Below are 25,325 nucleotides of genomic sequence, written 5' to 3' on the forward strand. Positions count from 1 at the left end.
CAATTTACTTTACTGGTTAAAATAGTACCGCTTTGTCTGTAATTTTACTACTCATCCGACCACTATTTTTTCACCGTTGCCGAAATATTTACTCTTCTGCTGTAGGAAAGTTACAAAATAGTTAAATTAATACTAAACATTAGTTAAATTGTGCCTTTGTGATTTTTATACTTTTTTTACACCCGCCTCGCCAATTTTTGCAAAATCTTTGCGCCGAAAATCCTACCTTCACTGCACATCCTAAGAACACCACGGAGGTGGAGTGTGAGTGCAGGCGTGATAACCGGTGTGGTACTGGTTTTCCTGTTGTTGGGCTATCTGGTTTATGCCCTGATTAACGCGGAGGCCTTCTGATGGCGGCACAGGCGTTTTTACTGATTGCCAGCTTTTTACTGGTGCTGTTTCTGCTGGCGCGTCCGCTAGGGACGCTGCTGGCATGGCTGATTGCGGATAGATCCCTGCCGGGCACCGCCACGCTTGAGCGTGGCATCTGGCGCATAACCGGCATTCAGCCGAAGGAGATGACGTGGCGTCACTATTTACTGGCGATCCTCGCTATCAACCTGCTTGGCGTGCTGGTTCTGTTTCTGATCCTGACGTTCCAGGCGCAGCTGCCGTTTAACCCGCAGCAGCTGCCTGGGCTGTCGTGGCATCTGGCGCTGAATACCGCCGTGAGCTTTGTGGCGAATACCAACTGGCAATCCTACAGCGGCGAGAGCACGCTGAGCTACTTCAGCCAGATGGCCGGCCTGACGGTGCAGAACTTTCTCTCTGCTGCCAGCGGCATGGCGGTGATCTTCGCCCTGATCCGCGCCTTTTCCCGCAAAAGCGTCAACACGCTGGGCAACGCCTGGGTTGATATCACCCGAATTACCCTGTGGGTGCTGCTGCCCCTCTCTCTGCTGCTGGCGCTGATTTTTATCCAGCAGGGGGCGCTACAAAACCTCAACGTCTACCAGCCCTACACCTCGCTGGAGGGCGTCAAGGGTCTACTGCCGATGGGTCCAGTCGCCTCCCAGGAGGCGATCAAGATGCTGGGGACCAACGGCGGCGGCTTCTTTAACGCCAACTCCGCGCATCCTTTTGAGAACCCGACGGCGCTGACCAACTTCGTGCAGATGCTGGCCATTTTTCTTATTCCCACGGCGCTCTGCTTCGCCTTCGGTGATGCGGTAGGCGACCGTCGTCAGGGTCACGCCATTCTCTGGGCGATGTCGATTATTTTTGTCATCTGTGCCGGGCTGGTGATGTGGGCCGAGCTAAACGGCAACCCGCACCTGCTGGCGCTGGGAGCGGACAGCACCGCCAACATGGAGGGGAAAGAGAGCCGCTTTGGCATCCTCGCCAGCAGCCTCTTTGCGGTAGTAACCACCGCGGCCTCCTGCGGCGCGGTCAATGCGATGCACGACTCCTTTACCGCGCTGGGGGGCATGGTGCCGCTGTGGCTGATGCAGATTGGCGAGGTGGTCTTCGGCGGGGTCGGCTCCGGCCTCTACGGCATGCTGCTCTTTGTGCTGCTGGCGGTCTTTATCGCCGGGCTGATGATTGGCCGTACGCCGGAGTATCTGGGGAAAAAGATCGACGTGCGAGAGATGAAGATGACCGCGCTGGCGATCCTCGTCACCCCTGCGCTGGTGCTGCTCGGCACGGCGGTGGCAATGATGACCGACGCCGGACGTGCGGGCATGCTTAACCCTGGGGCGCATGGCTTTAGCGAAGTGCTCTACGCCGTCTCGTCCGCCGCCAACAACAACGGCAGCGCCTTTGCCGGTCTCAGCGCCAACACGCCGTTCTGGAACTGTCTGCTGGCATTCTGCATGTTTGTTGGCCGCTTCGGCGTGATCGTTCCGGTGATGGCCATCGCCGGGTCGCTGGTGATGAAAAAGAGCCAGCCCGTCAGCCCCGGTACCCTGCCCACCCACGGCGCGCTGTTTGTTGGCCTGCTGATCGGCACCGTGCTGCTCGTGGGCGCCCTGACCTTTATCCCCGCGCTGGCCTTAGGCCCAATCGCGGAACACCTTTCCTTACGCTAAGCCTGGCGGGAGCCTTTATGAGTCGTAAGCAACTTGCCCTGTTCGAACCCGCGCTGGTTCGCGAGGCACTATTAGCCTCTTTTGTAAAACTCAGCCCACGGGTGCAGTGGCGCAACCCGGTGATGTTTATCGTCTGGATCGGCAGCCTGCTCACTACCCTGCTGGCAATCGCGATGGCCGCAGGCTATCTCAGCGGCAGCGCAGCCTTTACCGGCGCGATTAGCCTCTGGCTGTGGTTTACCGTGCTGTTTGCCAACGTCGCCGAAGCGCTGGCCGAGGGGCGCAGCAAAGCCCAGGCCAGCAGCCTGAAGGGCGTCAATAAAACCGCCTTCGCCCGCAAACTGCGCGCGCCGCAGTATGGCGCGCCTACCGATCGCGTCCCCGCGGCCGACCTGCGCCGGGGGGACGTGGTGCTCGTCGAAGCGGGAGATATTATCCCTTGCGACGGTGAGGCCATTGAGGGGGGCGCTTCGGTGGATGAGAGCGCTATTACCGGCGAGTCCGCCCCGGTGATCCGTGAATCCGGGGGCGACTTTGCCTCGGTGACCGGCGGGACGCGCATTCTTTCTGACTGGCTGGTGATCCGCTGCAGCGTTAACCCCGGCGAGACCTTCCTTGACCGGATGATCGCTATGGTCGAGGGGGCGCAGCGGCGAAAAACGCCCAACGAGATCGCGCTGACTATTCTGCTGGTGGCCCTGACGATCGTCTTCCTGCTGGCTACCGCTACCCTGTGGCCCTTCTCCGCCTGGGGCGGGACGGCGGTGAGCGTCACCGTGCTGGTCGCGCTGCTGGTGTGCCTGATCCCTACGACCATCGGGGGTCTGCTCTCCGCCATCGGCGTCGCCGGGATGAGCAGGATGCTCGGGGCGAACGTTATCGCTACCAGCGGCCGGGCGGTCGAGGCGGCGGGTGATATCGACGTGCTGCTGCTGGATAAAACCGGGACCATCACCCTTGGCAACCGCCAGGCTGCCGAGTTTTTACCGGCTAAGGGTGTGGATGAGCGTACGCTGGCCGATGCGGCGCAGCTGGCGTCGCTGGCGGATGAGACCCCGGAGGGGCGCAGCATCGTGGTGCTGGCGAAGCAGCGCTTTAACCTGCGTGAACGCGATGTTCAAAGTCTGAACGCTACCTTTGTCCCCTTCACCGCCCAGACGCGGATGAGCGGCATCAACATTCAGGATCGGCAGATCCGTAAGGGCTCGGTGGATGCCCTGCGCCGTCACATTGCCGCTAACGGCGGTGAGTTTCCCGCCGAGGTCGACGCGCAGGTGGAACAGGTGGCGAGCCGGGGGGCGACGCCGCTGGTGGTCGCCGAGGGCAACCGGGTGCTGGGGGTGATCCCCCTGAAAGATGTGGTCAAGGGCGGGATCAAGGCCCGCTTCGCCCAGCTGCGCAAGATGGGCATCAAAACGGTGATGATCACCGGCGATAACCGCCTGACCGCTGCCGCCATTGCCGCCGAGGCGGGGGTGGATGACTTCCTGGCCGAAGCGACGCCGGAAGCCAAGCTGGCGCTGATCCGCCAGTACCAGGCCGAAGGTCGGCTGGTGGCGATGACCGGCGACGGTACCAACGATGCCCCGGCGCTGGCCCAGGCCGACGTGGCGGTGGCGATGAACTCCGGTACCCAGGCGGCCAAGGAGGCGGGTAACATGGTGGATCTCGACTCCAACCCCACCAAGCTGATCGAGGTAGTCCATATCGGCAAACAGATGCTGATGACCCGCGGCTCGCTGACCACCTTCAGCATCGCCAACGACGTGGCGAAGTACTTCGCCATTATTCCTGCTGCGTTTGCGGTAACCTACCCGCCGCTTAACGCCCTGAATATTATGCACCTTCATTCACCCAGCTCGGCGATCCTGAGCGCGGTGATCTTCAATGCGCTGATCATTATCGTTCTGATCCCGCTGGCCTTAAGGGGGGTGAGCTATACGCCACTCTCAGCCCAGGCGATGCTGCGCCGTAATCTGTGGATCTACGGTCTGGGCGGGCTGATCGTGCCCTTTATCGGCATCAAAGCGATCGATCTGCTGTTAACGCTTTTCGGCCTGGTCTAAGGGGATCACACCATGACGTCACTTCGTTCCGCGTTTCTTCTTCTGCTGCTGTTAACGCTTATTACCGGCGGGCTCTATCCGCTGGTCACTACCCTGCTCGGCCAGGGGCTGTTTCCGGCGCAGGCCAACGGCTCGCTGATCCTGGAGGATAACCAGATCCGCGGCTCGCGCCTGATAGGCCAGAACTTTAGCGCGCCGGGCTACTTCCACGGCCGCCCCTCCGCCACTGGCGATGCGCCTTACAATCCGCAGGCGTCGGGAGGCAGCAACCTGGCCGGCAGTAATCCGGCGCTTGATGAGGCGATCACCGCCCGCGTCGCGGCGTTGCGCGCCGCCAACCCACAGGCTAACCCGCGCGTACCGGTTGAGCTGGTCACCGCCTCCGCCAGCGGGCTGGATTACGGCCTGTCGCCGCAGGCCGCGGCCTGGCAGATCCCACGCGTAGCGGCAGCGCGTGGCCTGTCGACGGCGCAGGTTGCGCAGCTGGTCGCCAAACACACCCATACCCCGCTGCTGAGCTTTACCGGCGAGCCGGGAGTGAATATTGTGGAGCTAAACCTCGCCCTTGATGCGTATAAGGACACACCTAAATGACCGACGAGCCGTTGCGTCCCGATCCCGATCGCCTGCTGGAGCAGGCCAGCAGCACGCATCGCGGCAAGCTGAAGATCTTTTTCGGGGCCTGCGCGGGGGTGGGCAAAACCTTCGCCATGCTCGCCGAAGCGCAGCGGCTGCGGGCGCAGGGGCTGGATATCGTGGCGGGCGTGGTTGAGACCCACGGCCGCCAGGAGACGGCGGCGATGCTGGAAAACCTGGCGATCCTGCCGCTAAACGTCACTAACCATCGGGGACGGCGTCTGGCAGAGTTCGACCTCGATGGGGCGCTGGCCCGGCGTCCGGCGCTGATCCTGATGGACGAGCTGGCCCATACTAACGCCCCCGGCTCCCGTCACCCAAAGCGCTGGCAGGATGTCGACGAGCTGCTGGAGGCGGGCATTGACGTCTTCACCACCCTCAACGTGCAGCATCTGGAGAGCCTGAACGATGTGGTAAGCGGCGTGACCGGGATCCAGGTGCGGGAGACCGTGCCGGATCCCTTTTTTGACGCTGCCGATGACGTCGTGCTGGTTGACCTGCCCCCGGACGATCTCCGCCAGCGCCTGCACGAGGGCAAGGTCTATATGGGCGGCCAGGCCGAGCGGGCCATCGAACACTTTTTCCGCAAGGGTAACCTGATTGCCCTGCGCGAGCTGGCCCTGCGGCGCACCGCCGACCGCGTTGACTCCCAGATGCGCGCCTGGCGCGATAATCAAGGCATGGAGAAGGTCTGGCATACCCGCGATGCCATTCTGCTCTGTATCGGCCACGGCCAGGGCAATGAGAAGCTGGTGCGTACCGCCGCCCGGCTGGCGGCGAAGCTGGGCAGCGTCTGGCATGCGGTCTACGTTGAGACGCCCACCCTGCATAAGCTGCCTGCCCAGCGGCGGCGGGCCATTCTGAGCGCTCTGCGGCTGGCGCAGTCGCTGGGGGCAGAGACCGCGACCCTTGCCGATCCGGCGGAGGAGCGGGCCGTGCTGCGCTACGCCCGGGAGCATAACCTGGGTAAAATCGTCATTGGCCGCCAGGGTCAGCGCCGCTGGTGGCATGCCCCCTCTTTCGCCGAGCGCCTTGCGCGCCATGCGCCCGATCTCGATCTGCTCGTCGTCGCCCTTGACGAGAGCGCATCCCCGTTAACTCCCCGCGCCGCCGATTCCCGTCCGCTGACGGAGAAGTGGCGAGTGCAGATCACCGGTGGCCTGGTGGCGATCGCGCTCTGCGCCCTGATCACCTTTATTGCCAGCCAGTGGCTTATCGCCTTCGACGCCGCCAACCTGGTAATGCTCTATTTGCTGGGGGTGGTGATCGTTGCCCTGCTCTACGGACGGTGGCCATCGGTGCTGGCTACCGTCATTAATGTCATCAGCTTCGATCTCTTTTTTATTGCCCCGCGCGGCACGCTGGCGGTCTCCGACGTCCAGTATTTGCTGACCTTTGGCGTGATGCTGACGGTGGGGCTGGTGATCGGCAACCTGACCGCAGGGGTACGCTATCAGGCCCGCATCGCCCGCTACCGCGAGCAGCGGACCCGCCACCTGTATGAGATGTCGAAAGCGCTGGCGGTCGGCCGTAGCGAGCAGGATATCGCCCTCACCGGCGAGAGGTTTATCCAGTCGACCTTTCATGCCCGCAGCCAGATCCTGCTTCCGGACGAGAGCGGTAAGCTACGAGCGATAACGCCTGCGCAGAGCCTGACGCCGTGGGATGAAGCCATCGCCCAGTGGAGCCTGAGCAAAGGCCTGCCCGCCGGAGCCGGTACCGATACCCTCCCCGGCGTGCCCTATCTGATCCTGCCCCTGAAAAACGGCGATAAGACCCGGGGAGTCGTTATCGTCGAGCCGGCCAGCCTGCGCCAGCTGATGATCCCCGAGCAGCAGCGGCTGCTGGAGACCTTTGCCCTGCTGGTGGCCAGCGCGCTGGAGCGGCTGGCATTAACCACCAGCGAGCAGCATGCGAGGCTCACCAGCGAGCGGGAGAGCATTCGCCACTCGCTGCTCGCGGCGCTGTCGCACGATCTGCGTACTCCGCTGACCGTACTGTTTGGTCAGGCGGAGATATTAACGCTCGATCTGGCCAGCGACGGATCAAAACATGCTCCGCAGGCCAGCGAGATCCGCCAGCAGGTGCTGAGTATGACCCGGCTGGTGAATAACCTTCTCGATATGGCGCGCATCCAGTCCGGCGGCTTCAGCCTGAAGCTGGAGTGGCTCACCCTGGAGGAGATCGTCGGCAGCGCTCTGCAGGCGCTGGATCCCATCAGCGGTGGGCGGCCGGTTCAGCTGGCCCTGCCCGACCCGCTGATGCTGGTGCGGGTCGACGGCCCGCTGTTTGAGCGCGTGCTGGTCAACCTGCTGGAGAATGCGATGAAATACGCCGGGCCTGCGGCAACAATCGGCATTAACGCCTGGCGGGATGAGACCCAGCTTCGTCTGGAGGTGTGGGACAGCGGGCCGGGGATCCCGGCAGGGCAAGAGCAGGAGATCTTTGCCAAATTCGCCCGGGGTAATAAAGAGTCCTCTATTCCAGGCGTTGGGCTGGGGCTGGCTATCTGTGACGCCATTGTGGAGGTGCACGGCGGCACAATTAGCGTCGTAAACCGACCCGAGGGCGGCGCCAGCTTTCGTGTTACACTTCCGCAAACAGCGCCGCCAGGGCTTGATGAGTTTACCGGAGAAGCGTGATCAACATTTTAATCGTAGAGGATGAGCAGGCTATTGTTCGCTTTGTGCGCGCCGCGCTGGAGGCGGATGGCCTGCGGGTACACGAGGCGCAGACGATGCAGCGCGGTCTGCTGGAAGCGGCGACGCGCAAACCCGATGCGATTATCCTCGACCTCGGCCTGCCCGACGGCGATGGCCTCGATTTTATTCGCGATCTGCGCCAGTGGAGCCAGACGCCGATCATCGTGCTCTCTGCGCGCGCCGAGGAGCAGGATAAAATCGCCGCTCTCGATGCCGGGGCGGATGACTATCTCAGCAAGCCGTTTGGCATTGGTGAGCTTCAGGCGCGCCTGCGGGTGGCGCTACGCCGTCACGGCAGCGGCAGCCAGAGCGATCCGCTGATAACCTTCTCCGATGTGCGCGTTGACCTGGCCGCGAGGCGCATTCAGCGTGGCGAGGAGGAGATCCATCTGACGCCCATCGAGTTTCGCCTGCTGGCGGTGCTGATAGGCCATCACGGTAAGGTGCTCACCCAGCGACAGCTGCTGCGCGAGGTGTGGGGCCCTAATGCGGTGGAACACAGCCACTACCTGCGCATCTATATGGGCCATCTGCGTCAGAAACTGGAAAATGACCCGGCCCGCCCGCGCCACTTTATTACGGAAACCGGAATTGGCTATCGCTTTATGCTGTAAATATATCTCTTTTTTAATTTAATATTTAATTCCACGGGCTAATTCCACCCTTTTAAATAAGTAATTAATACAGCCAAATATCACTCATTCCTGCTATTTTTATTGATCAACCTCACGGTGAAAATTAAATCCATCGATAAAATAGCCCCGGACATCGGTTAGCTTCGGGCTATATCCCACCCTGTAAAATCAATTGCTTATAAGAATTGAGGGGCGATTATTACCTAAAATAAGGACGTATTATGCAACGCTTGAAAATAGCGGCCAGCCGGGCCTGCCACGCATTCATCTCCACCCGCCGTGATATTATCGATCTGCACGACAGCAACTTTATAGACGTTGCCGCCGCCGTGCTCTCTATTAATGACATCCATAAAGGGATGGTGGAAAAGATTGAGGAGACCGGATTCAATATTCCTATTTTCGTTATGACTCACGAGGCCGAGTTTGTTCCGGCAACCTATTTGCCCGATATTTACGGCGTCTTTCAGTATGGTAACGCCAACCGGGAATATTATAGCCGTCAGCTTGAGGCCGCCGCGCTAAAATATGAGCGTGGGCTACGCCCGCCCTTTTTCAGCGCCCTGACGGACTATGTGAAGCAGGGCAACAGCGCCTTTGACTGCCCGGGTCACCAGGGCGGGCAATTTTTCCGCCGTCATCCGGCCGGCAATCAGTTTGTGGATTTCTTTGGCGAAGCGCTATTCCGGGCGGATCTCTGCAACGCTGACGTAGCGATGGGCGATCTGCTGATCCACGAAGGCGCACCCTGCCTGGCCCAGCAGCATGCGGCAAAGGTATTTAACGCCGATAAGACCTACTTCGTTCTCAACGGCACCTCGTCAGCCAATAAAGTCGTCCTTAACGCCCTGCTGGCCCCAGGGGATCTGGTGCTGTTCGACCGCAACAACCACAAGTCTAACCACCACGGGGCGCTGCTGCAGGCGGGCGCCACGCCGGTCTATCTGGAGACGGCGCGTAACCCCTACGGCTTTATCGGCGGCATTGATGCCCACTGCTTTGAAGAGCCGTACCTGCGTGAACTTGTGGCAGAGGTCTCGCCTGAACATGCAGAGCGTCAGCGTCCGTTCCGTCTGGCAGTGATCCAGCTCGGCACCTATGACGGCACCATCTACAATGCTCGCCAGGTGGTGGAGAGCATTGGCCATCTCTGCGACTACATCCTTTTTGACTCCGCCTGGGTGGGCTACGAACAGTTTATCCCGATGATGGCCGACTGCTCGCCGCTTCTGCTGGATCTCAACGAGAACGATCCCGGCATTCTGGTGACCCAGTCGGTGCACAAGCAGCAGGCAGGCTTCTCCCAGACCTCACAAATCCATAAAAAAGATAGCCATATCAAGGGGCAGCGGCGCTACGTTCCGCACAAACGCCTGAACAACGCCTTTATGATGCACGCCTCCACCAGCCCCTTCTATCCGCTCTTTGCCGCCCTGGACGTTAACGCGCGCATGCACGAGGGTGAGAGCGGGAAACGGATGTGGATGCGCTGCGTTGAGCAGGGCGTCGAGGCCCGTAAGATGATCCTCGATCAGTGCCGGTTTATCCGTCCGTTTGTTCCGACGACCGTAGACGACCGCCCGTGGGCCTCTTATAAAACCGCCGAGATCGCCCGCGATCTGCGCTTCTTCCACTTCGTACCCGGCGAGAACTGGCACGCCTTTGAGGGGTATGCCCCGCATCAGTACTTTATCGATCCCTGCAAGCTGCTGCTGACCACGCCGGGCATTGATGCCACCACCGGTGAATATGAGGCGTTTGGCGTCCCGGCGACCATCCTCGCCAACTATCTACGCGAAAACGGCGTGGTGCCGGAGAAGTGCGATCTTAACTCTATCCTCTTCCTGCTAACGCCAGCGGAGGAGATGGGCAAGCTGCAGCAGCTGGTGGCCCGGCTAGCGCAGTTTGAGGCGCTGCTGGTCAGCGATGCGCCGCTGCAGGAGGTGCTGCCCTCGATCTACCATCAGCACCCTGAGCGCTATGCCGGTTACACCCTGCGTCAGCTCTGCCAGGAGATGCACGACCTCTATGCGCGCAACAACGTTAAACAGCTGCAGAAAGAGATGTTCCGTAAAGCCTGCCTACCGCCGGTGCGCATGTCGCCTCAGGAGGCTAACTACGCCTTTATCCGCGGCGAGAGCGAGCTGGTGCTGCTGAGCGAGGCCGAGGGCCGCATTGCCGCCGAGGGCGCGCTGCCCTATCCGCCGGGCGTACTGTGCGTCGTACCGGGTGAGGTCTGGGGGGGTTCCGTACTGCGCTACTTTACCGCGCTTGAGGAGGGGATCAATCTGCTGCCGGGCTTCGCGCCGGAGCTACAGGGGGTCTACATTCAGGAGCACGAGGGGCGTAAGTCGGTGTGGTGTAACGTGATCAAAGAGTAAACATTACCCGGAAAGAATAACGCCCGGCGGCGCGATGCCGCCGGGCGCTTAGCAGCATCAGGCGTTTTTCAGCACTTCGCTTACGATCTCTACCGCTTCTTTCTCAATCAGCTTACGGTGCTCTTCACCGAGGAAGCTTTCGCAGTAAATCTTGTAGGCATCTTCCGTACCTGACGGACGTGCGGCAAACCAGCCGTTGTCGGTCATCACCTTCAGCCCGCCGATAGAGGCGCCGTTACCTGGTGCAGCGGTCAGACGAGCGGTGATCGGATCGCCAGCCAGCTGGCTCGCGCTGACCATTTCCGGCGACAGCTTCGACAGCGCCGCTTTTTGCGCTGAGGTCGCCCCAGCCTGCAGACGGTTGTAGCTCGGCGCGCCAAAGCGCTCGGCCAGCTCATCGTAGTGCTGCTGCGGGTTTTTGCCGGTGACGGCGGTGATTTCCGCGGCCAGCAGGCACATGATAATGCCGTCTTTATCGGTGGACCACGGGGTGCCGTCAAAGCGCAGGAACGAGGCCCCGGCGCTCTCTTCGCCGCCGAAACCGAAGCTGCCGTCGTGCAGGCCATCAACAAACCACTTGAAGCCAACCGGCACTTCTACCAGCTTGCGGCCCAGATCGTTGACCACGCGGTCAATCATCGCCGAGGAGACCAGGGTTTTACCGACTGCCACCTCTTTGCCCCACTGCGGACGATGCTGGAACAGGTAGTTAATCGCTACCGCCAGGTAGTGGTTCGGATTCATCAGCCCTGCCGGGGTAACGATGCCGTGACGGTCATAGTCGGGATCGTTGGCAAAGGCCAGATCGAACTTATCGCGCAGCGCCAGCAGGCCCGCCATCGCACACTCGGAGGAGCAGTCCATACGGATCGCGCCATCTTTATCGAGATGCATAAAGCGGAAGGTCTGATCGACCTGATCGTTAACGATAGTCAGATCCAGCTTGTAGTACTCGGCAATGCGCTTCCAGTACTCAATACCGGAGCCGCCCAGCGGGTCGACGCCCAGCTTCAGGCCCGCTTTCTGGATCGCGGCCATGTCGACGATCTCAGCCAGACCTTCAATAAAGGGCTGTACCAGATCCTTTTCGGTCACACGGCCCGAGGTCATGGCTTCATCAAGGGAGATGCGCTTAACGCCTTCCAGACCGGCTGCCAGCAGGGCGTTGGCACGATCTTCGACGACCTTGGTCACGTTGGTGTCGGCCGGGCCACCGTTAGGCGGGTTGTATTTGATGCCGCCATCTTCCGGCGGGTTGTGCGAAGGGGTAATGACGATACCGTCAGCCTGAGCGCCACCCTGCTTGTTGTGCTCGAGGATAGCATTCGACACCGCAGGGGTTGGCGTGAAGCCGTTGTTCTCCTGCACGATGATATCGACGCCGTTGGCGGCCAGCACTTCCAGCACGGAGATAAACGCCGGCTCGGAGAGCGCGTGGGTATCCTTACCGACATAGCACGGCCCGGTAATGCCGTTTTTAGCGCGCTCTTCGGCAATCGCCTGCGCAATGGCCAGAATGTGCGGTTCATTGAAGCTATGGCGTACCGAACTGCCGCGATGGCCGGAGGTGCCGAATTTTACCGCATGTTCGCTGTTGCCCGTTTCCGGCTTCAGCACGTAGTACTGCGCGGTAAGCTGAGCGACATTAATCAGATCGCCCTGTTGTGCAGGCTGTCCTGCGCGTTCATGATTTGCCATTGCCTGATCCTTCTTATGCAAGGGTTAGATTGTGCCGCAAACCTTGTCAATCAGCTCCACCGGGAACTGCATCGACTGCATGATATGCTCCACCATGCTGCGTTTGCGGTCCGTATTCGTATTCGTGATCACCCAGTATGGCGTATTCGCCAGGTGCTTAGGTTTGGTCTGTGCCCCGTTTTGCAGCAGCGTCTGCTCACTGCCCGCAAAGTAGACGCGGGTACGGCCATGCAGGGACTCCGTCGCCTCGGCAAACGCTTTCTCATCCAATGAATAGAGTGTAGACAGCACCAGCATGAAGCGGTTAACCGCTTTGCGCTGTTCTGCATATTCGTCAGAGAGCAGCAGTTCGCGCATGGCACGGACTTTGTCTTTTACAGGATTAACCGGCTTCACTTCGGCCGGGACGTTGACAATGGCGGCCTCTTTCGGGGCGGTGGCCGCTGGCCTGCTGCCGTTGGCGGTAAACTTCAGCATCCGGCGTAAAATCTCGGATGCGCTCTCGCCGATGTGTTTGGTATGGCTAGCAATATAGCTGTAAAGCTCATCATCAACTTCGATCGTTTTCATTTTAATCCAGTGGAGTATCTTATCTGAATACAAGCTGTTGGGATTATAGGCGAAATCTCAACAACGGTTAACGTCAGGCAAAAGTCGGTTCGCGTCGACCCCTTGCAGCCAGGCGGTAGAATGGTCAACATAATACCCTAACCCGACAGAGCGAAAAAAAGAACTTTGCCATGAAATTGAATACCCGAGCGCAATCTGCACAACATCCGCACAACAATTCTCCCGTTGTCCTGGTTCACGGCCTGTTTGGCAGCCTGGACAACCTCGGCGTGCTGGCGCGCGATCTGGTAAACGATCACGATATCATCCAGGTGGATATGCGCAACCACGGTCTCTCTCCCCGCTCGCCGGAGATGAACTACCCGGCGATGGCGCAGGATCTGCTGGATACCCTCGACGCGCAGGGCCTCGAAAAGGCCACCTTTATCGGCCACTCTATGGGCGGCAAGGCGGTAATGGCGCTTACCGCGCTTGCCCCAGAACGGATCGATCGGCTGGTTGCTATTGATATTGCCCCGGTTGACTATCAGGTACGTCGTCATGACGAGATTTTTGCCGCTATCAAGGCGGTGACGGCTGCAGGGGCCACCAGCCGCCAGCAGGCCGCTGCGCTGATGCGTCAGACCCTGCATGAAGAGGGCGTTATTCAGTTTCTTCTGAAATCGTTCATTGACGGTGAGTGGCGCTTCAACGTGCCGGTTCTGTGGGACCGCTATGAAGAGATTATTGGCTGGCAGACCGTACCGGCCTGGGATCGCCCGGCGCTGTTTGTCCGCGGTGGCCAGTCGCCCTACGTCACCGAGGCACATCGCGATGCGCTGCTGGCCCAGTTCCCGCAGGCACGGGCGCATGTGATTGCCGGAGCCGGTCACTGGGTGCATGCTGAAAAGCCCGAGGCGGTGCTGCGGGCGATCCGCCGCTATCTGGCAAACGATGCGGGCTGATTAAAAACCCGGCGACCGGACGCGGCAGGGCTTACGGTCGTTGGCGTCCCTGCTCTGCTGATGTATGATGGCGCGCTAATCGCACAGGGTTACCCTGGCAGCCTGTTTTCCCCGACGTCACCCTAAATCATGGCAAAAGAACAAACGGACCGTACGACACTAGATCTGTTCGCGAACGAGCGTCGCCCGGGACGACCGAAAACGAATCCGCTTTCGCGTGACGAACAGCTACGCATCAACAAGCGCAACCAGCTTAAACGCGATAAAGTTCGCGGACTTAAGCGCGTCGAGCTGAAGATGAACGCTGACGCCGTTGAGGCGCTCAATGCGCTGGCCGATGCCCGGCAGATGAGCCGCAGCGAGCTGATCGAAGAGCTGCTGCTCACCCAGCTCCAGGCCCTGCATCGCCAGGGCGACGTCTGAAAATCTCGTCAAATCACACTTTCATGTAGCACAGAGTGCAGTCCGAACGATTACGAATTTCGCGTATGGCTCTGTTCTGCTATTATTGCCCTTATCCGTGGGCTGTGCTCCACCACCATATTATTAAGTTTCAAGAGGTTATTTTACTCATGGCAATTACAGGCATTTTTTTCGGTAGCGACACCGGTAACACCGAAAATATCGCGAAGATGATCCAGAAGCAGCTTGGTAAAGAGATTGCCGACGTGCATGACATTGCCAAGAGCAGCAAAGAAGATCTGGAAGGCTATGATATCCTGCTGCTGGGCATCCCGACCTGGTACTATGGTGAAGCGCAGTGCGACTGGGACGACTTCTTCCCAACCCTGGAAGAGGTGGATTTCAACGGTAAGCTGGTGGCGCTGTTCGGCTGCGGCGATCAGGAGGACTATGCAGAGTACTTCTGTGATGCACTCGGCACCATTCGTGATATCATTGAACCCAACGGTGCAACTATCGTAGGTCACTGGCCAACCGCGGGTTATCATTTTGAAGCGTCTAAAGGCCTGGCCGATGACGACCACTTCGTCGGACTTGCTATTGACGAAGATCGTCAGCCGGAGCTGACCGCCGAGCGCGTTGAGAAGTGGGTCAAGCAGATCTCTGAAGAGCTACACCTGGACGAGATCGTTAACGCCTGATGTTAACGGCGTGGCCTTCGTGCTGCGCCGCTATTGATAGATAAAAGCAATAGAAATAATTGCTACAATTTTTTAACTTTCGCGTACATACCTGTACAATATCCCCTGGTCAAACGGGTCGCGCAACGATTGTTTGTTGGCGAGGCCACGTTTTATACGCATACTTTACTTGAGGACTTGTAGTTTTCATTTAGAAGTGGCAATTCTATAATGAGACGCATTTACTCAAGGTCATTCTCATTAACTTCCGCCTCGGAAGTGGATCGATTAGCAACAGGACAGACTCCGCATGACTGACAATAACACCGCATTAAAGAAGGCCGGCTTGAAAGTCACGCTTCCTCGTTTAAAAATTCTGGAAGTGCTTCAGGGACCGGATAACCATCATGTCAGTGCGGAAGACTTATACAAGCGACTGATCGATATGGGCGAGGAAATTGGTCTGGCTACCGTGTATCGCGTGCTCAACCAGTTTGATGATGCCGGGATCGTGACCCGTCATAACTTTGAAGGCGGCAAATCCGTTTTCGAACTGACTCAGCAGCATCACCACGATCATCTGATCTGCCTCGACTGTGGCAAAGTGATCGAATTTAGCGATGACTCTATCGAAGCTCGCCAGCGTGAAATCGCCACTAAGCATGGCATCCGCCTGACGAACCACAGCCTCTATCTCTATGGTCACTGTGCCGAAGGCGACTGCCGTGAAAATGAACACGCGCATGAAACGACGCCGCGTAAGCTGTGATTGAAACGGTAACAAAAAACGGGCCACCTTAGGGTGGCCCTTTTTTATGGGAAGAGCGAGACCGTAGGCCGGGCAAACGCAGTGCCGCCCGGCATTGCAGCGTCAACATAATAACGCCCGGTGGCGCTTCGCTTACGCGGGCCTACAAACCCACACTGTGCCCAACGGGCGAAAAAGCATCTCCCGTTACCAGCAAACAAACCCGCCATCGACCAGCAGATCTACACCGGTGCAGAACGATGAGGCATCCGCGGCAAGAAAAATCGCCGGGCCCGCCATCTCTTCAACCTTTGCCATACGCTGCATCGGCGTCTGGCTCTCAAACGATTTTGTCTGATGCACCATCTCTGGACGGGTGTTCATTGGCGTCGCCGTGTAGCCTGGGCTAATCGTGTTGACGCGGATATTTTTCTCCGCCCACTCCATCGCCAGGCTTTTGCTTAAGTGGATCACCCCCGCCTTAGAGCAGTTGTAGTGAGCCTGCTCCAGACCCCGGTTAACAATCACCCCTGACATAGAGGCGATATTAATGATCGAGCCACCGCCGCTCTCCAGCATCAGCTCCGCCTCGGCTTTGCAGCTGTTCCAGACGCCGGTGAGGTTGATATCGATCACCCGCTGCCACTGATCGGGCTCCATCTCCAGCGCCGGATTGGCGTTGGCAATCCCGGCGGCGTTGAGCGCCACATCAAGGCGGCCAAACTGCGTCTTCACTTCAGCGATGGCAGCGCGCAGATGGGCGATATCGCGTACGTCGCCGGTATAAGCAAAGGCGCTGCCGCCCATCTCCTGAATAGTGCTCACGGTGTCCGCCAGGCCACCGTCCTCACGCAGATCGAAGCAGGCCACCTTCGCCCCCGCGCTGGCAAAACCGTAAGCAATCATTTGACCAATACCGCTGCCTGCCCCGGTAACAAACGCGACGCGATCGCTTAAATCAAACAGTCTTTGGGAAAAATATTTATCCATGATTTCACTCCAAAATGTGTTACGACATGATCAAGCCGCCATCCACGTTGATGGTTTGTCCTGTAATGTAGGCCGCGTCCTCGGACGCCAGAAATGCCACCAGCCCGGCAACGTCGGCAGGTTTGCCCGCCCGCTTAAGGGGGATCCCCTGCACCCATTCATCCATGAGTTCGCCTTTTTTATACTGCTTCTCTGGCGTACTCAGGATCTCGCCCCAGACACGGTCGTTGTAGTCCCACATATTGGTCTCGATGATCCCTGGGCAGAACGCGTTAACCGTAATGTTGTGCTGGGCCAGCTCAAGGGCGAGGCTTTGGGTAATGCCAATCACACCCATTTTGCTGGCGGCGTAGTGCGGGGTGTAGATAAAGCCAACGCGCCCCTGCCCGGAGGAGGTGTTAATCAGACGTCCGCTCTGCTGTTTGACCATATACTTTGCGGCTTCGCGGCAGCATAGCCATACGCCGGTGGTATTCACGTTGAGGACGTTATCGAACTCCTGACGCGTCATTTTATCGAAGCGGTCGATAGTGATAATGCCGGCGTTTTGGATAGAGACATCAATAGTGCCAAAGGTATGATGCGCGAGCCTGTAAAGCTCGGTGACCTGCTCTTCATTGGTGACATCGGCAACGAAGGAGATGATATTTTCATGGTACTCCTCTCTCAGTCGCTCTGCGGTCTCTGTGACCTCTTCTGAGTGATCCGATAGCACCAAATTCGCCCCCGCATCAGCAAATTTTCTGGCGATACCCTCACCGATGCCTTTGGCGGCCCCGGTAATGACGACCGTTTTATTTTCGAATACATAGCCCATACTTCCCTCCTCGCCCGCTATTCAGAATTTGTGTAGGGTTCTTTCGACGGCTTGTTGCCACTCCCGCCAGCGTTTTTGTAAACGGCCATGACGCTCCATGTTGGGGCGAAATTCGCTATGCGGGTAAAGGTACGGTTTCAGCTCATCGAGTGAGAGTTGCCCCACGGCTTTGCGCGCTAAGAGTGCCGCCCCGATAGCTGACAGTTCAGGCACGTCGCTGCGCATAACCGGGCAACCCAGCAGGTCTGACTGATACTGCATCAGCCAGTCATTTTTAGTCGGACCGCCATCCACCATTAACGCGGTCAGCGTAAAATCGTTGTGCTGCCGCATGGCGGTAACCACATCGGCGATCTGGTAGGTGATGGCCTCCAACGCCGCCCGGATGAGGTGCGCGCGTTTTACGCCACGGCTCAGGCCGCAGATCACCCCACGGGCATTTTCATCCCACCAGGGCGCACCGAGTCCCGTCAGCGCCGGAACAAAATAGACGCCAAGCGTTGATTCAACCGAAGCCGGGAGTGAGTTCAGCTCAGCCGCCAGCTCGGCCTCGGGCAGTTCGCTCAGGCCCGTGCTGTCCGCCATCCACGCCACGCCGTCACCGGTATGGGGGATGTTCCCCTCCAGGCCGTAGATCAGCTGCTCGCCATCATGCCAGGCAAGGGTGGTTGCCAGAGCTTGGATGTTGCACTGGGCTGAGGTGACCGGGGCCATCACCGATGAGCCCGTGCCGTAGGTCGCCTTGACGCAGCCCGCCTCCCCTAGCGCGTGGCCGAACAAGGCGGCGTGCGAGTCGCCCACCATCGACATAATCGGGATGCCGTCAGGAATGCCCGCTACGTTTTTGGTGTAGCCGAAAAGGCCGCTGGAGGGTTTAATCTCCGGCAGCGCGGCCGCCGGGATCTGGAAGATATCCAGCATCTCCGGGCTCCAGCGTCCGCTTTGCAGATCGAGGAGCTGGGTACGGGCGGCGTTAGAGTAGTCGCAGTAGAAGCTTTCGCCAGCGGTCAGGTTCCAGAGCAGCCAGCTGTCGATGGTACCAAGGCAAATGTCACCGTTGGCCGCCAGCGCCTGGCCGTTTGGCGCCGACTCGATGAGCCAGCGCATCTTGGATCCGGAGAAGAGCGGCGCGACTGGCAGACCGGTGACGGCTTTAATCGTCTGCTCTTTATTATCGCGACGCAGCGCATCGCAAAAATCCGCCGTGCGCGAGCATTGCCAGCTGATAGCCGCGTGCAGCGGCGTGCCGTTGCTGCGGTACCAGCCTATCGCCGTCTCGCGCTGGTTGCTGATGGCCAGCGCCACTACGTTTTCAGCCCCTACCGCGGCAACTGCTTGCGCGATGACCTTCACGGAGGCCTCCACCAGCGCGGTGCCTGACTGTTCCACCCACCCCTCGCGAGGCGTCTGGATAGATAGCGGCTGGTTAAATTTAACGATTACCTTGCCCGCTGCGTCCAGGGCCACGGCCTTGGCGTTGGTCGTACCCTCGTCGAGGGCAATAATAATATTTTTGTGCGAAGACATAGGTTTCTCCGGAAAGGTGAACCTTCCATGAATATATATTCAACACTGATTATTTATTTCGTACACGATAGCGAGGATTGCTTTGCGCATCTACAGGCAAACGCAACAAATGCGTAGGTCATCACAAATCACTCAATCACGCTGGACAACTCAACAGCAGAGACGCTAGTATTATTGAATATAAAGTCATGCGTGAATATATATTCTGAGCACCTCAGAGAGTCTATTCACTCACGGTCAGGGAAACTTGGATCAACAGCCAGGCGTCCATTTTTTTGAACCAACCTGAATATATATTCAGTGTCGCATAATAATTCGGAGGAGTTCGATGAATCCGTTCTTACTTTCTGTACCCGAACTTGAAAACAAAGCCCGCGCGGTGCGCCGCCACATCATCTCCCTGAATGCCAACAGCCCCGCTGGCGGCCATACCGGGGCCGATCTCTCTCAGGTGGAGCTGCTCACCGCGCTCTATTTTCGCGTACTCGACTGCGCAGCCAACCGCCTGGACGATGAAGAGCGGGATATCTACATCCAGTCCAAAGGCCATGCCGTAGGCTGCTACTACTGCGTCCTCGCCGAAGCGGGCTATTTCCCGGTGGAGTGGCTCGCAACCTATCAGCACGCCAACTCTCACCTTCCAGGCCACCCGGTTAAGCAAAAAACCCCGGGGATCGAGTTGAATACCGGCGCGCTGGGGCATGGTTTCCCGGTGGCCGTCGGTCTGGCACTGGCGGCTAAACGCAGCAACAGCAAACGCCGTATTTTCCTGATCACTGGCGATGGCGAACTGGCGGAAGGCAGTAACTGGGAAGCGGCGATGGTCGCGGCCCATTACAAGCTGGATAACCTGGTCATTATCAATGACAAAAATGGCCTGCAGCTGGCGGGGGCGACCAAAGACATTATGTGCACCGATCCGCTGGACGAAAAATGGCGTGCCTTCGGCATGGAGGTAACCGAGTGCCAGGGCAACGATATGGCTTCCGTGGTCAATGCGCTGGAGAACCTGCCTCAGACCGGAAAACCTAACGTCATTATTGCCCATACCACCAAGGGTGCAGGCGTCTCCTTTATCGCCGGCAAGCCGGAATGGCACCACCGCGTACCTAAGGGTGACGAAATCGGGCTGGCGATGCGCGAACTGAACGATCTGATCGAAGAGGGCATGAAAAGTGAGTAATTCAGAACATCTTGCAAACGTGATGGTTGAAGCTTTTATTGATGCTGTCGAGAGAGGCGTCGACCTGGTGCCCGTGGTGGCCGACTCAACGTCAACCGCCAAGATCTCGCCCTTTATAAAACAGTATCCGGATCGGATTGTTAACGTTGGGATCGCCGAGCAGACCCTGGTAGGCGCGGCCGCCGGATTGGCGCTGGGCGGGAAAATCGCCGTCACCTGTAATGCCGCGCCCTTTCTGATTTCGCGCGCCAACGAGCAGGTTAAGGTCGATATCTGTTACAACAATACTAACGTCAAGCTGTTTGGCCTGAACGCCGGGGCCAGCTATGGCCCGCTGGCCAGCACCCACCACTCTATCGATGATATCTCCGTGATGCGCGGCTTCGGTAATATCCAGATCTTTGCCCCCTCCTCACCGCTGGAGTGCCGCCAGATTATTGAGTATGCCCTGGAGCATGTCGGCCCGGTCTATATCCGCATGGACGGTAAAGCGTTACCTGAGCTGCATGATGACAAGTACAAGTTTGTGCCCGGTGCGGTAGATGTGCTGCGCGAAGGCGATGACGTCGCGCTGGTCGCGATGGGCTCTACCGTTCATGAAGCCGTTGATGCCGCCGAACAGCTGGCGGAACAGGGCATTTCAGCCAGCGTCATTAACGTTCCCTCTATTCGCCCCTTAGATCGCGACGCGCTGTTCGCCGCTTTACAAAAGAGTAAACACATCATCAGCGTTGAAGAGCACAACGTGAATGGCGGCGTGGGCAGCATCGTTGCGGAAGTGCTGGCAGAAAACGGTCATGGGGCAGTGCTTAAACGTCTGGGTATCCCTGACGGCGACTATGCTATTGCCGCCGATCGCAAAGATATGCGGGCATATCATGGTTTTGATGTTACCGGGATCGTTAACCAGACCCTGGCGCTTATTAATAGATAGTTTTAACAAAAGCACGTAATTAACGACACCCTACACCTGTCGAACCGCCATACATGACATTTTGAGAGAACATCTTATGAAAACGAAATTACTGTTATTAAGCGTGGCAACAGCCTGTGCATTTTCAATGAATGCGTTTGCCGCTGAAAAAGGCACCATCATGATTATGGTTAACTCGCTGGATAACCCTTACTACGCTGCAGAAGCAAAAGGGGCCGACCTTAAGGCGAAAGAGCTGGGATACAACACCAGCGTGCTGTCCCACGGCGAGGATGTTAAAAAGCAGAGCGAGCTCATCGACGCCGCCATCGGTAAAAAAGTTCAGGGCATTATCCTCGACAACGCCGACTCCACCGCCAGCGTGGCTGCCATTAAAAAAGCCAAAGACGCGGGCATTCCCGTGGTGTTAATCAACCGTGAAATTCCCGTTGATGACATTGCCCTCGAACAGATCACGCATAACAACTTCCAGGCCGGCTCTGACGTGGCCAACGTCTTTGTCGAAAAAATGGGAGAGGCAGGCAAATATGCCGAGCTGACCTGTAACCTGGCCGACAATAACTGCGTCACCCGCTCTAAATCCTTCCACCAGGTGCTGGATCAGTATCCGGATATGCAGAGCGTCGCAAAGCAGGATGCCAAAGGTACCCTGATTGACGGCAAGCGCATTATGGACAGCATCCTGCAGGCGCATCCGGATGTGAAAGGCGTCATCTGCGGCAACGGCCCTGTCGCGCTGGGCGCCATTGCCGCACTGAAATCTGCAGGCCGTGACGATGTTATTGTCGTCGGCATCGACGGCAGCAATGACGAACGCGAAGCCGTTAAAGCGGGCACCCTGAAAGCCACGGTGATGCTGCAGGCCCAGGCCATTGCCGCCCAGGGCGTTACCGATCTGGATAATTTCATCCAAAAAGGCACCAAGCCTGAGAAACAGCGCGTGATGTTCCGCGGCATTTTGATTACCCCTGACAACGCCTCCGGAGTGCAAGACTTCAATTTTAAATCCTGATGACCCGTTGCTGCGCCCGCTTCGGCGGGCGTAAAGGAGGACATAATGCACAGAAAACTTGCGCTGGTAGCGATTGTTTTAGCGCTTGGCGGATGCCGTATCGTATCGCAGAAAGAGTTGGCCGATCTTAAAAATCCCCCTAATCCTCAAATGGCCAATATTCAGCAAACATGGCAGCAAAAGATTGTGCCGCAGTATGTGCATGAAGCTAAACCTGCCGCTGAATTACTTAAAACGTTACAGGGCGAAAAGAGTTTTGATGAGGCCTGTAGTAAAGAGGGCTACCGCAGTCAGAGCGAAAACCCCTGCGTCTTCAGCGTGCGGATCGCCGGAGAGGTGATCAAGGTGAATACCAAATCCCGCAGCGGGAAGATGACGGTACGCGATGAGCAGGGCCAGGAGATCGTGGTGCAGATGGGGCCTATCATTCGCGGCACCAGCCTGCGAGATGGATATAAAGGCGCCAGCTATCAGGACTTTAACGATCAGGTGCTGTACGGCGACTACGGTAAGGCTATCAATCAGCAAGCGTCGGAGATGATGACCCACTTCAAGCCTGCGGTTGGGGACAAGGTCACTATTGCCGGGGTGTTTGCCGCCTGGGATATTCCGCAGACCATCCCGGATGTGACCCCGGCATACATTGCACGGCAGTAAGGAGAGGGCTATGAATGAGCAACAGACCCAGCAGGATGAGGTCATTATTGAGACTCGCGACCTCTCTCGTGTTTATCCCGGCGTCGTCGCGCTCGATCGTGTTAATTACCGTGTGTACCGTAACCAAGTCAACGTGCTGATTGGCGAAAACGGCGCGGGTAAATCGACGATGATGAAAATGCTGGCCGGCGTTGAGACGCCCTCTTCCGGCGAAATCCTTCTGGATGGGCAGCGGGTCACGCTCGGCTCTACTCACCAGGCGGAAAAGCACGGCATCAGCATTATTTTCCAGGAGCTGAACCTCTTTCCCAATATGAATGTGATGGACAATATTTTCATTGGTAACGAGTTCTTCCAGCGCGGCGTGATTAACGAAAAGTACCAGTATGAGCTGGCGAAATCCCTGCTTGAGCGGCTGGAGCTCAACGTCGATCCCTACGCCCCCTTAGGTGAGCTGGGGATTGGCCATCAGCAGCTGGTGGAGATCGCCCGTGCGCTCTCCAAGGACACCCGGGTGCTGATCATGGACGAGCCCACCAGCGCGCTGAGCCAGTCAGAAGTGCGGGTGCTGTTTAACGTTATCGCCCAGCTTAAGCGCCGCGGGGTCACCATAATCTACATCTCCCACCGACTGGAGGAGCTGATGGAGATTGGCGATCATATCACTATCTTCCGCGATGGCCGCTTTATCAGCGAACGTCCGGTTCAGCAGGCCAGCGTACCCTGGATCATCGAGCAGATGGTCGGGGACAAGAAAAAGCACTTTGACTACAGCCCTGCCGCGCACGGCGAGACCATCCTCAAAGTTAACGGCCTGACCGCGCTGCACCAGAACGGTGGTTATAAATTAAACGATGTCACCTTTGACCTACGCAAAGGGGAAGTCATCGGCATCTATGGCCTGCTCGGCGCGGGGCGTACGGAGCTGTTTAAAGGCCTGGTAGGGATGATGGGCTGCCAGTCGGGCACCATCAATCTGGATGGTGAAAGCCTGGATAAGCGCTCCTTTCAGCAGCGGCTGAAGCGCGGCATCACCCTGGTACCGGAGGATCGCCAGGGTGAAGGCGTGGTGCAGCTCATGTCGATTAAAAGCAACATGACGCTGACCGACCTGAGCCTGCTGGGCTTTCGTCGCGCCCTGCGGCTGCTCAGCCCGGTTAAAGAGGAGAAGCAGGTCAATCACATGGTGGAGCAGCTGGCCATTAAGGCTGGCGACACGGAGTTGCCCATTACCTCACTAAGCGGCGGTAACCAGCAAAAGGTGGTGTTGGGTAAGGCACTGATGACCGGACCTAAAGTGGTCCTGCTGGATGAGCCGACGCGCGGCATCGACGTAGGCGCGAAAACCGATGTTTATCACCTGATTGGCAAGATGGCGCATCAGGGGCTGGCCGTTATGTTCTCCTCTTCCGAGCTGGATGAGGTCATGGCGCTGGCTGACCGGGTTCTGGTTATGGCTGACGGTCGTATCACGGCAGATTTGCCGCGAGCCTCCGTGACGCGGGAAAAATTAATCAGCGCTTCTACACCGCAGGAGTGATCTCTGCTGGAGAGAGAAATGAACAAAAAGTATATGATTTACATGTATTTGCTTAAAGCGCGCACCTTCATCGCCCTGCTGATCGTCATGAGTTTCTTCAGCGTGATGGTGCCTAACTTTTTGACCATGTCGAACCTGCTGATCATGACCCAGCACGTTGCCATTACCGGCCTGCTGGCGATTGGCATGACCCTTGTGATCCTCACCGGCGGTATCGATCTCTCGGTGGGTGCGGTGGCGGGCATGTGCGGTATGGTTGCCGGGGCGCTGTTAACCAACGGCCTGCCGATCTGGGGCTCGCAGATTATCTTCTTTAACGTGCCGGAAGTGATTTTGCTGGTCGCCGGTTTTGGTATTCTGCTGGGCCTGATCAACGGGGCAGTGATCACCCGCCTGGGCGTTGCGCCCTTTATCTGTACCCTCGGCATGATGTACGTTGCCCGCGGCGCGGCGCTATTGTTCAACGACGGTAGCACCTATGCCAACCTGGTGGGCATGCCTGAGTTAGGCAATACGGGCTTCGCGATCTTAGGCTCCGGCACGATCCTCGGCATCTATATCCCGATCTGGCTGATGGTGAGCTTCCTGCTGCTGGGTCTCTACATGACCCGTAAAACGCCGCTGGGCCGCTACATTTACGCCATCGGCGGGAATGAGTCCGCCGCGCGGCTGGCAGGCGTTCCGATTATCAAGGTGAAGGTGTTTGTCTACGCCTTCTCAGGCCTGTGTGCGGCGCTGGTGGGGCTGATTGTGGCATCCCAGCTGCAAACCGCTCACCCGATGACCGGGAATATGTTTGAGATGGATGCTATCGGGGCAACCGTACTGGGTGGAACCGCGCTGGCGGGCGGACGAGGCAGGGTCTCCGGCTCCATCATTGGTGCCTTCGTCATCGTTTTCCTCGCGGACGGGATGGTGATGATGGGGGTCAGCGACTTCTGGCAGATGGTCATTAAGGGCCTGGTGATTGTCACTGCGGTGGTTATCGATCAGTTCCAGCAGCGTCTGCAAAGCAAAGTGGTGCTGCTGCGCCGCCACGAGAAAAAATTGCAGGCAGAGGCAACGTAATACCCAGTATTTGCGCGATGCCATAGGTAGGCCCGGTAAGCGCAGCACCACCGGGCGTTACTATGCCGACATCGTCATGCCGGGCGGCACTGCGTTTGCCCG

General features: G+C 58.1%; 22 protein-coding genes. 17 read left to right on the forward strand and 5 right to left on the reverse strand.

From position 1 onward, the window contains the following. Positions 1–264 precede the first annotated feature (264 nt). From kdpF to speF, 7 genes are all read left to right on the forward strand, one after another. The gene (kdpF, locus tag RTX96_RS11110; protein WP_042392117.1) at positions 265–354 is read left to right on the forward strand and encodes a K(+)-transporting ATPase subunit F; all 90 of its coding nucleotides are present in this window, start codon (positions 265–267) and stop codon (positions 352–354) included. Continuing rightward, positions 354–2,033: a potassium-transporting ATPase subunit KdpA gene (gene kdpA, locus RTX96_RS11115; protein WP_312670981.1), complete on the forward strand. Its 1,680-nt coding sequence runs from the start codon at positions 354–356 to the stop codon at positions 2,031–2,033. The genes kdpF and kdpA overlap by 1 nt, the downstream gene beginning before the upstream one ends. Positions 2,034–2,050: 17 nt before the next feature. Beyond that, the gene (gene kdpB / locus RTX96_RS11120) at positions 2,051–4,099 is read left to right on the forward strand and encodes a potassium-transporting ATPase subunit KdpB (protein ID WP_103819834.1); all 2,049 of its coding nucleotides are present in this window, start codon (positions 2,051–2,053) and stop codon (positions 4,097–4,099) included. Between the two features lie 12 nt (positions 4,100–4,111). Continuing rightward, on the forward strand, positions 4,112–4,693 hold the full coding sequence (kdpC, locus tag RTX96_RS11125; protein WP_312670982.1) for a potassium-transporting ATPase subunit KdpC: 582 nt from the start codon (positions 4,112–4,114) through the stop codon (positions 4,691–4,693). Then, entirely contained in the window at positions 4,690–7,377 is a 2,688-nt protein-coding gene (gene kdpD / locus RTX96_RS11130) for a two-component system sensor histidine kinase KdpD (RefSeq protein ID WP_312670983.1), read from the forward strand. The genes kdpC and kdpD overlap by 4 nt, the downstream gene beginning before the upstream one ends. After that, positions 7,374–8,051, forward strand: coding sequence for a two-component system response regulator KdpE (gene kdpE, locus RTX96_RS11135; protein ID WP_312268893.1), 678 nt, complete (start codon positions 7,374–7,376; stop codon positions 8,049–8,051). The genes kdpD and kdpE overlap by 4 nt, the downstream gene beginning before the upstream one ends. A 242-nt stretch (positions 8,052–8,293) precedes the next feature. Continuing rightward, positions 8,294–10,453 carry an ornithine decarboxylase SpeF gene (speF, locus tag RTX96_RS11140; protein ID WP_312670984.1) on the forward strand — a complete coding sequence of 720 codons (2,160 nt, stop codon included), beginning with the start codon at positions 8,294–8,296 and terminating at the stop codon, positions 10,451–10,453. Positions 10,454–10,510: 57 nt separating this feature from the next. Here speF and pgm read toward each other — a convergent pair whose 3' ends face one another. Further along, positions 10,511–12,151 (reverse strand): phosphoglucomutase (alpha-D-glucose-1,6-bisphosphate-dependent), encoded by a 1,641-nt coding sequence (pgm, locus tag RTX96_RS11145; protein ID WP_103819838.1) that lies wholly within the window; start codon positions 12,149–12,151, stop codon positions 10,511–10,513. 24 nt (positions 12,152–12,175) lie between these two features. Further along, positions 12,176–12,721 carry a replication initiation negative regulator SeqA gene (gene seqA / locus RTX96_RS11150; protein WP_103819839.1) on the reverse strand — a complete coding sequence of 182 codons (546 nt, stop codon included), beginning with the start codon at positions 12,719–12,721 and terminating at the stop codon, positions 12,176–12,178. 170 nt (positions 12,722–12,891) lie between these two features. Between seqA and ybfF the strand changes: the two genes are divergently transcribed. The 4 genes from ybfF (at position 12,892) to fur (ending at position 15,516) form a co-directional block, all read left to right on the forward strand. Next, positions 12,892–13,665: an esterase gene (gene ybfF, locus RTX96_RS11155; protein WP_312670985.1), complete on the forward strand. Its 774-nt coding sequence runs from the start codon at positions 12,892–12,894 to the stop codon at positions 13,663–13,665. Between the two features lie 129 nt (positions 13,666–13,794). Then, entirely contained in the window at positions 13,795–14,088 is a 294-nt protein-coding gene (gene ybfE / locus RTX96_RS11160) for a LexA regulated protein (protein WP_103819841.1), read from the forward strand. 149 nt (positions 14,089–14,237) lie between these two features. Further along, positions 14,238–14,768, forward strand: a complete 531-nt coding sequence (gene fldA / locus RTX96_RS11165; protein WP_181016609.1) for a flavodoxin FldA — start codon at positions 14,238–14,240, stop codon at positions 14,766–14,768. Positions 14,769–15,057: 289 nt separating this feature from the next. Further along, positions 15,058–15,516: a ferric iron uptake transcriptional regulator gene (fur, locus tag RTX96_RS11170; RefSeq protein WP_042392094.1), complete on the forward strand. Its 459-nt coding sequence runs from the start codon at positions 15,058–15,060 to the stop codon at positions 15,514–15,516. Positions 15,517–15,702: 186 nt separating this feature from the next. Here fur and RTX96_RS11175 read toward each other — a convergent pair whose 3' ends face one another. From RTX96_RS11175 to RTX96_RS11185, 3 genes are read right to left on the reverse strand one after another with little or no spacing between them, the layout of a single operon-like run. After that, on the reverse strand, positions 15,703–16,485 hold the full coding sequence (locus RTX96_RS11175) for an SDR family oxidoreductase (protein WP_409418563.1): 783 nt from the start codon (positions 16,483–16,485) through the stop codon (positions 15,703–15,705). A gap of 19 nt (positions 16,486–16,504) precedes the next feature. Further along, positions 16,505–17,302: an SDR family oxidoreductase gene (locus tag RTX96_RS11180; protein ID WP_103819844.1), complete on the reverse strand. Its 798-nt coding sequence runs from the start codon at positions 17,300–17,302 to the stop codon at positions 16,505–16,507. A 21-nt stretch (positions 17,303–17,323) separates the two neighbouring features. Further along, the gene (locus RTX96_RS11185; protein ID WP_312670986.1) at positions 17,324–18,829 is read right to left on the reverse strand and encodes an FGGY-family carbohydrate kinase; all 1,506 of its coding nucleotides are present in this window, start codon (positions 18,827–18,829) and stop codon (positions 17,324–17,326) included. A gap of 328 nt (positions 18,830–19,157) precedes the next feature. Here RTX96_RS11185 and RTX96_RS11190 point away from each other — a divergent pair, with 328 nt between their 5' ends. The 6 genes from RTX96_RS11190 (at position 19,158) to RTX96_RS11215 (ending at position 25,223) form a co-directional block, all read left to right on the forward strand. Continuing rightward, positions 19,158–20,012 (forward strand): transketolase, encoded by an 855-nt coding sequence (locus RTX96_RS11190; protein ID WP_103819846.1) that lies wholly within the window; start codon positions 19,158–19,160, stop codon positions 20,010–20,012. Then, on the forward strand, positions 20,005–20,946 hold the full coding sequence (locus tag RTX96_RS11195) for a transketolase C-terminal domain-containing protein (protein ID WP_312670987.1): 942 nt from the start codon (positions 20,005–20,007) through the stop codon (positions 20,944–20,946). Before RTX96_RS11190 ends, RTX96_RS11195 begins: the two co-directional genes overlap by 8 nt. 76 nt (positions 20,947–21,022) lie before the next feature. Beyond that, on the forward strand, positions 21,023–21,958 hold the full coding sequence (locus RTX96_RS11200) for a D-ribose ABC transporter substrate-binding protein (RefSeq protein ID WP_103819848.1): 936 nt from the start codon (positions 21,023–21,025) through the stop codon (positions 21,956–21,958). A gap of 45 nt (positions 21,959–22,003) precedes the next feature. After that, a complete protein-coding gene (locus RTX96_RS11205; protein ID WP_103819849.1) occupies positions 22,004–22,615 on the forward strand; it encodes a DUF2291 family protein in 612 nt (203 codons plus the stop codon). A gap of 10 nt (positions 22,616–22,625) precedes the next feature. Next, positions 22,626–24,155, forward strand: coding sequence for a sugar ABC transporter ATP-binding protein (locus tag RTX96_RS11210; protein WP_103819850.1), 1,530 nt, complete (start codon positions 22,626–22,628; stop codon positions 24,153–24,155). An 18-nt stretch (positions 24,156–24,173) separates the two neighbouring features. After that, positions 24,174–25,223 carry an ABC transporter permease gene (locus RTX96_RS11215; protein WP_103819851.1) on the forward strand — a complete coding sequence of 350 codons (1,050 nt, stop codon included), beginning with the start codon at positions 24,174–24,176 and terminating at the stop codon, positions 25,221–25,223. Positions 25,224–25,325 lie beyond the last annotated feature (102 nt).

Origin of the sequence: Pseudescherichia sp. (assembly GCF_032052675.1) — a bacterium.
In the GTDB taxonomy this organism is placed as follows: domain Bacteria; phylum Pseudomonadota; class Gammaproteobacteria; order Enterobacterales; family Enterobacteriaceae; genus Pseudescherichia.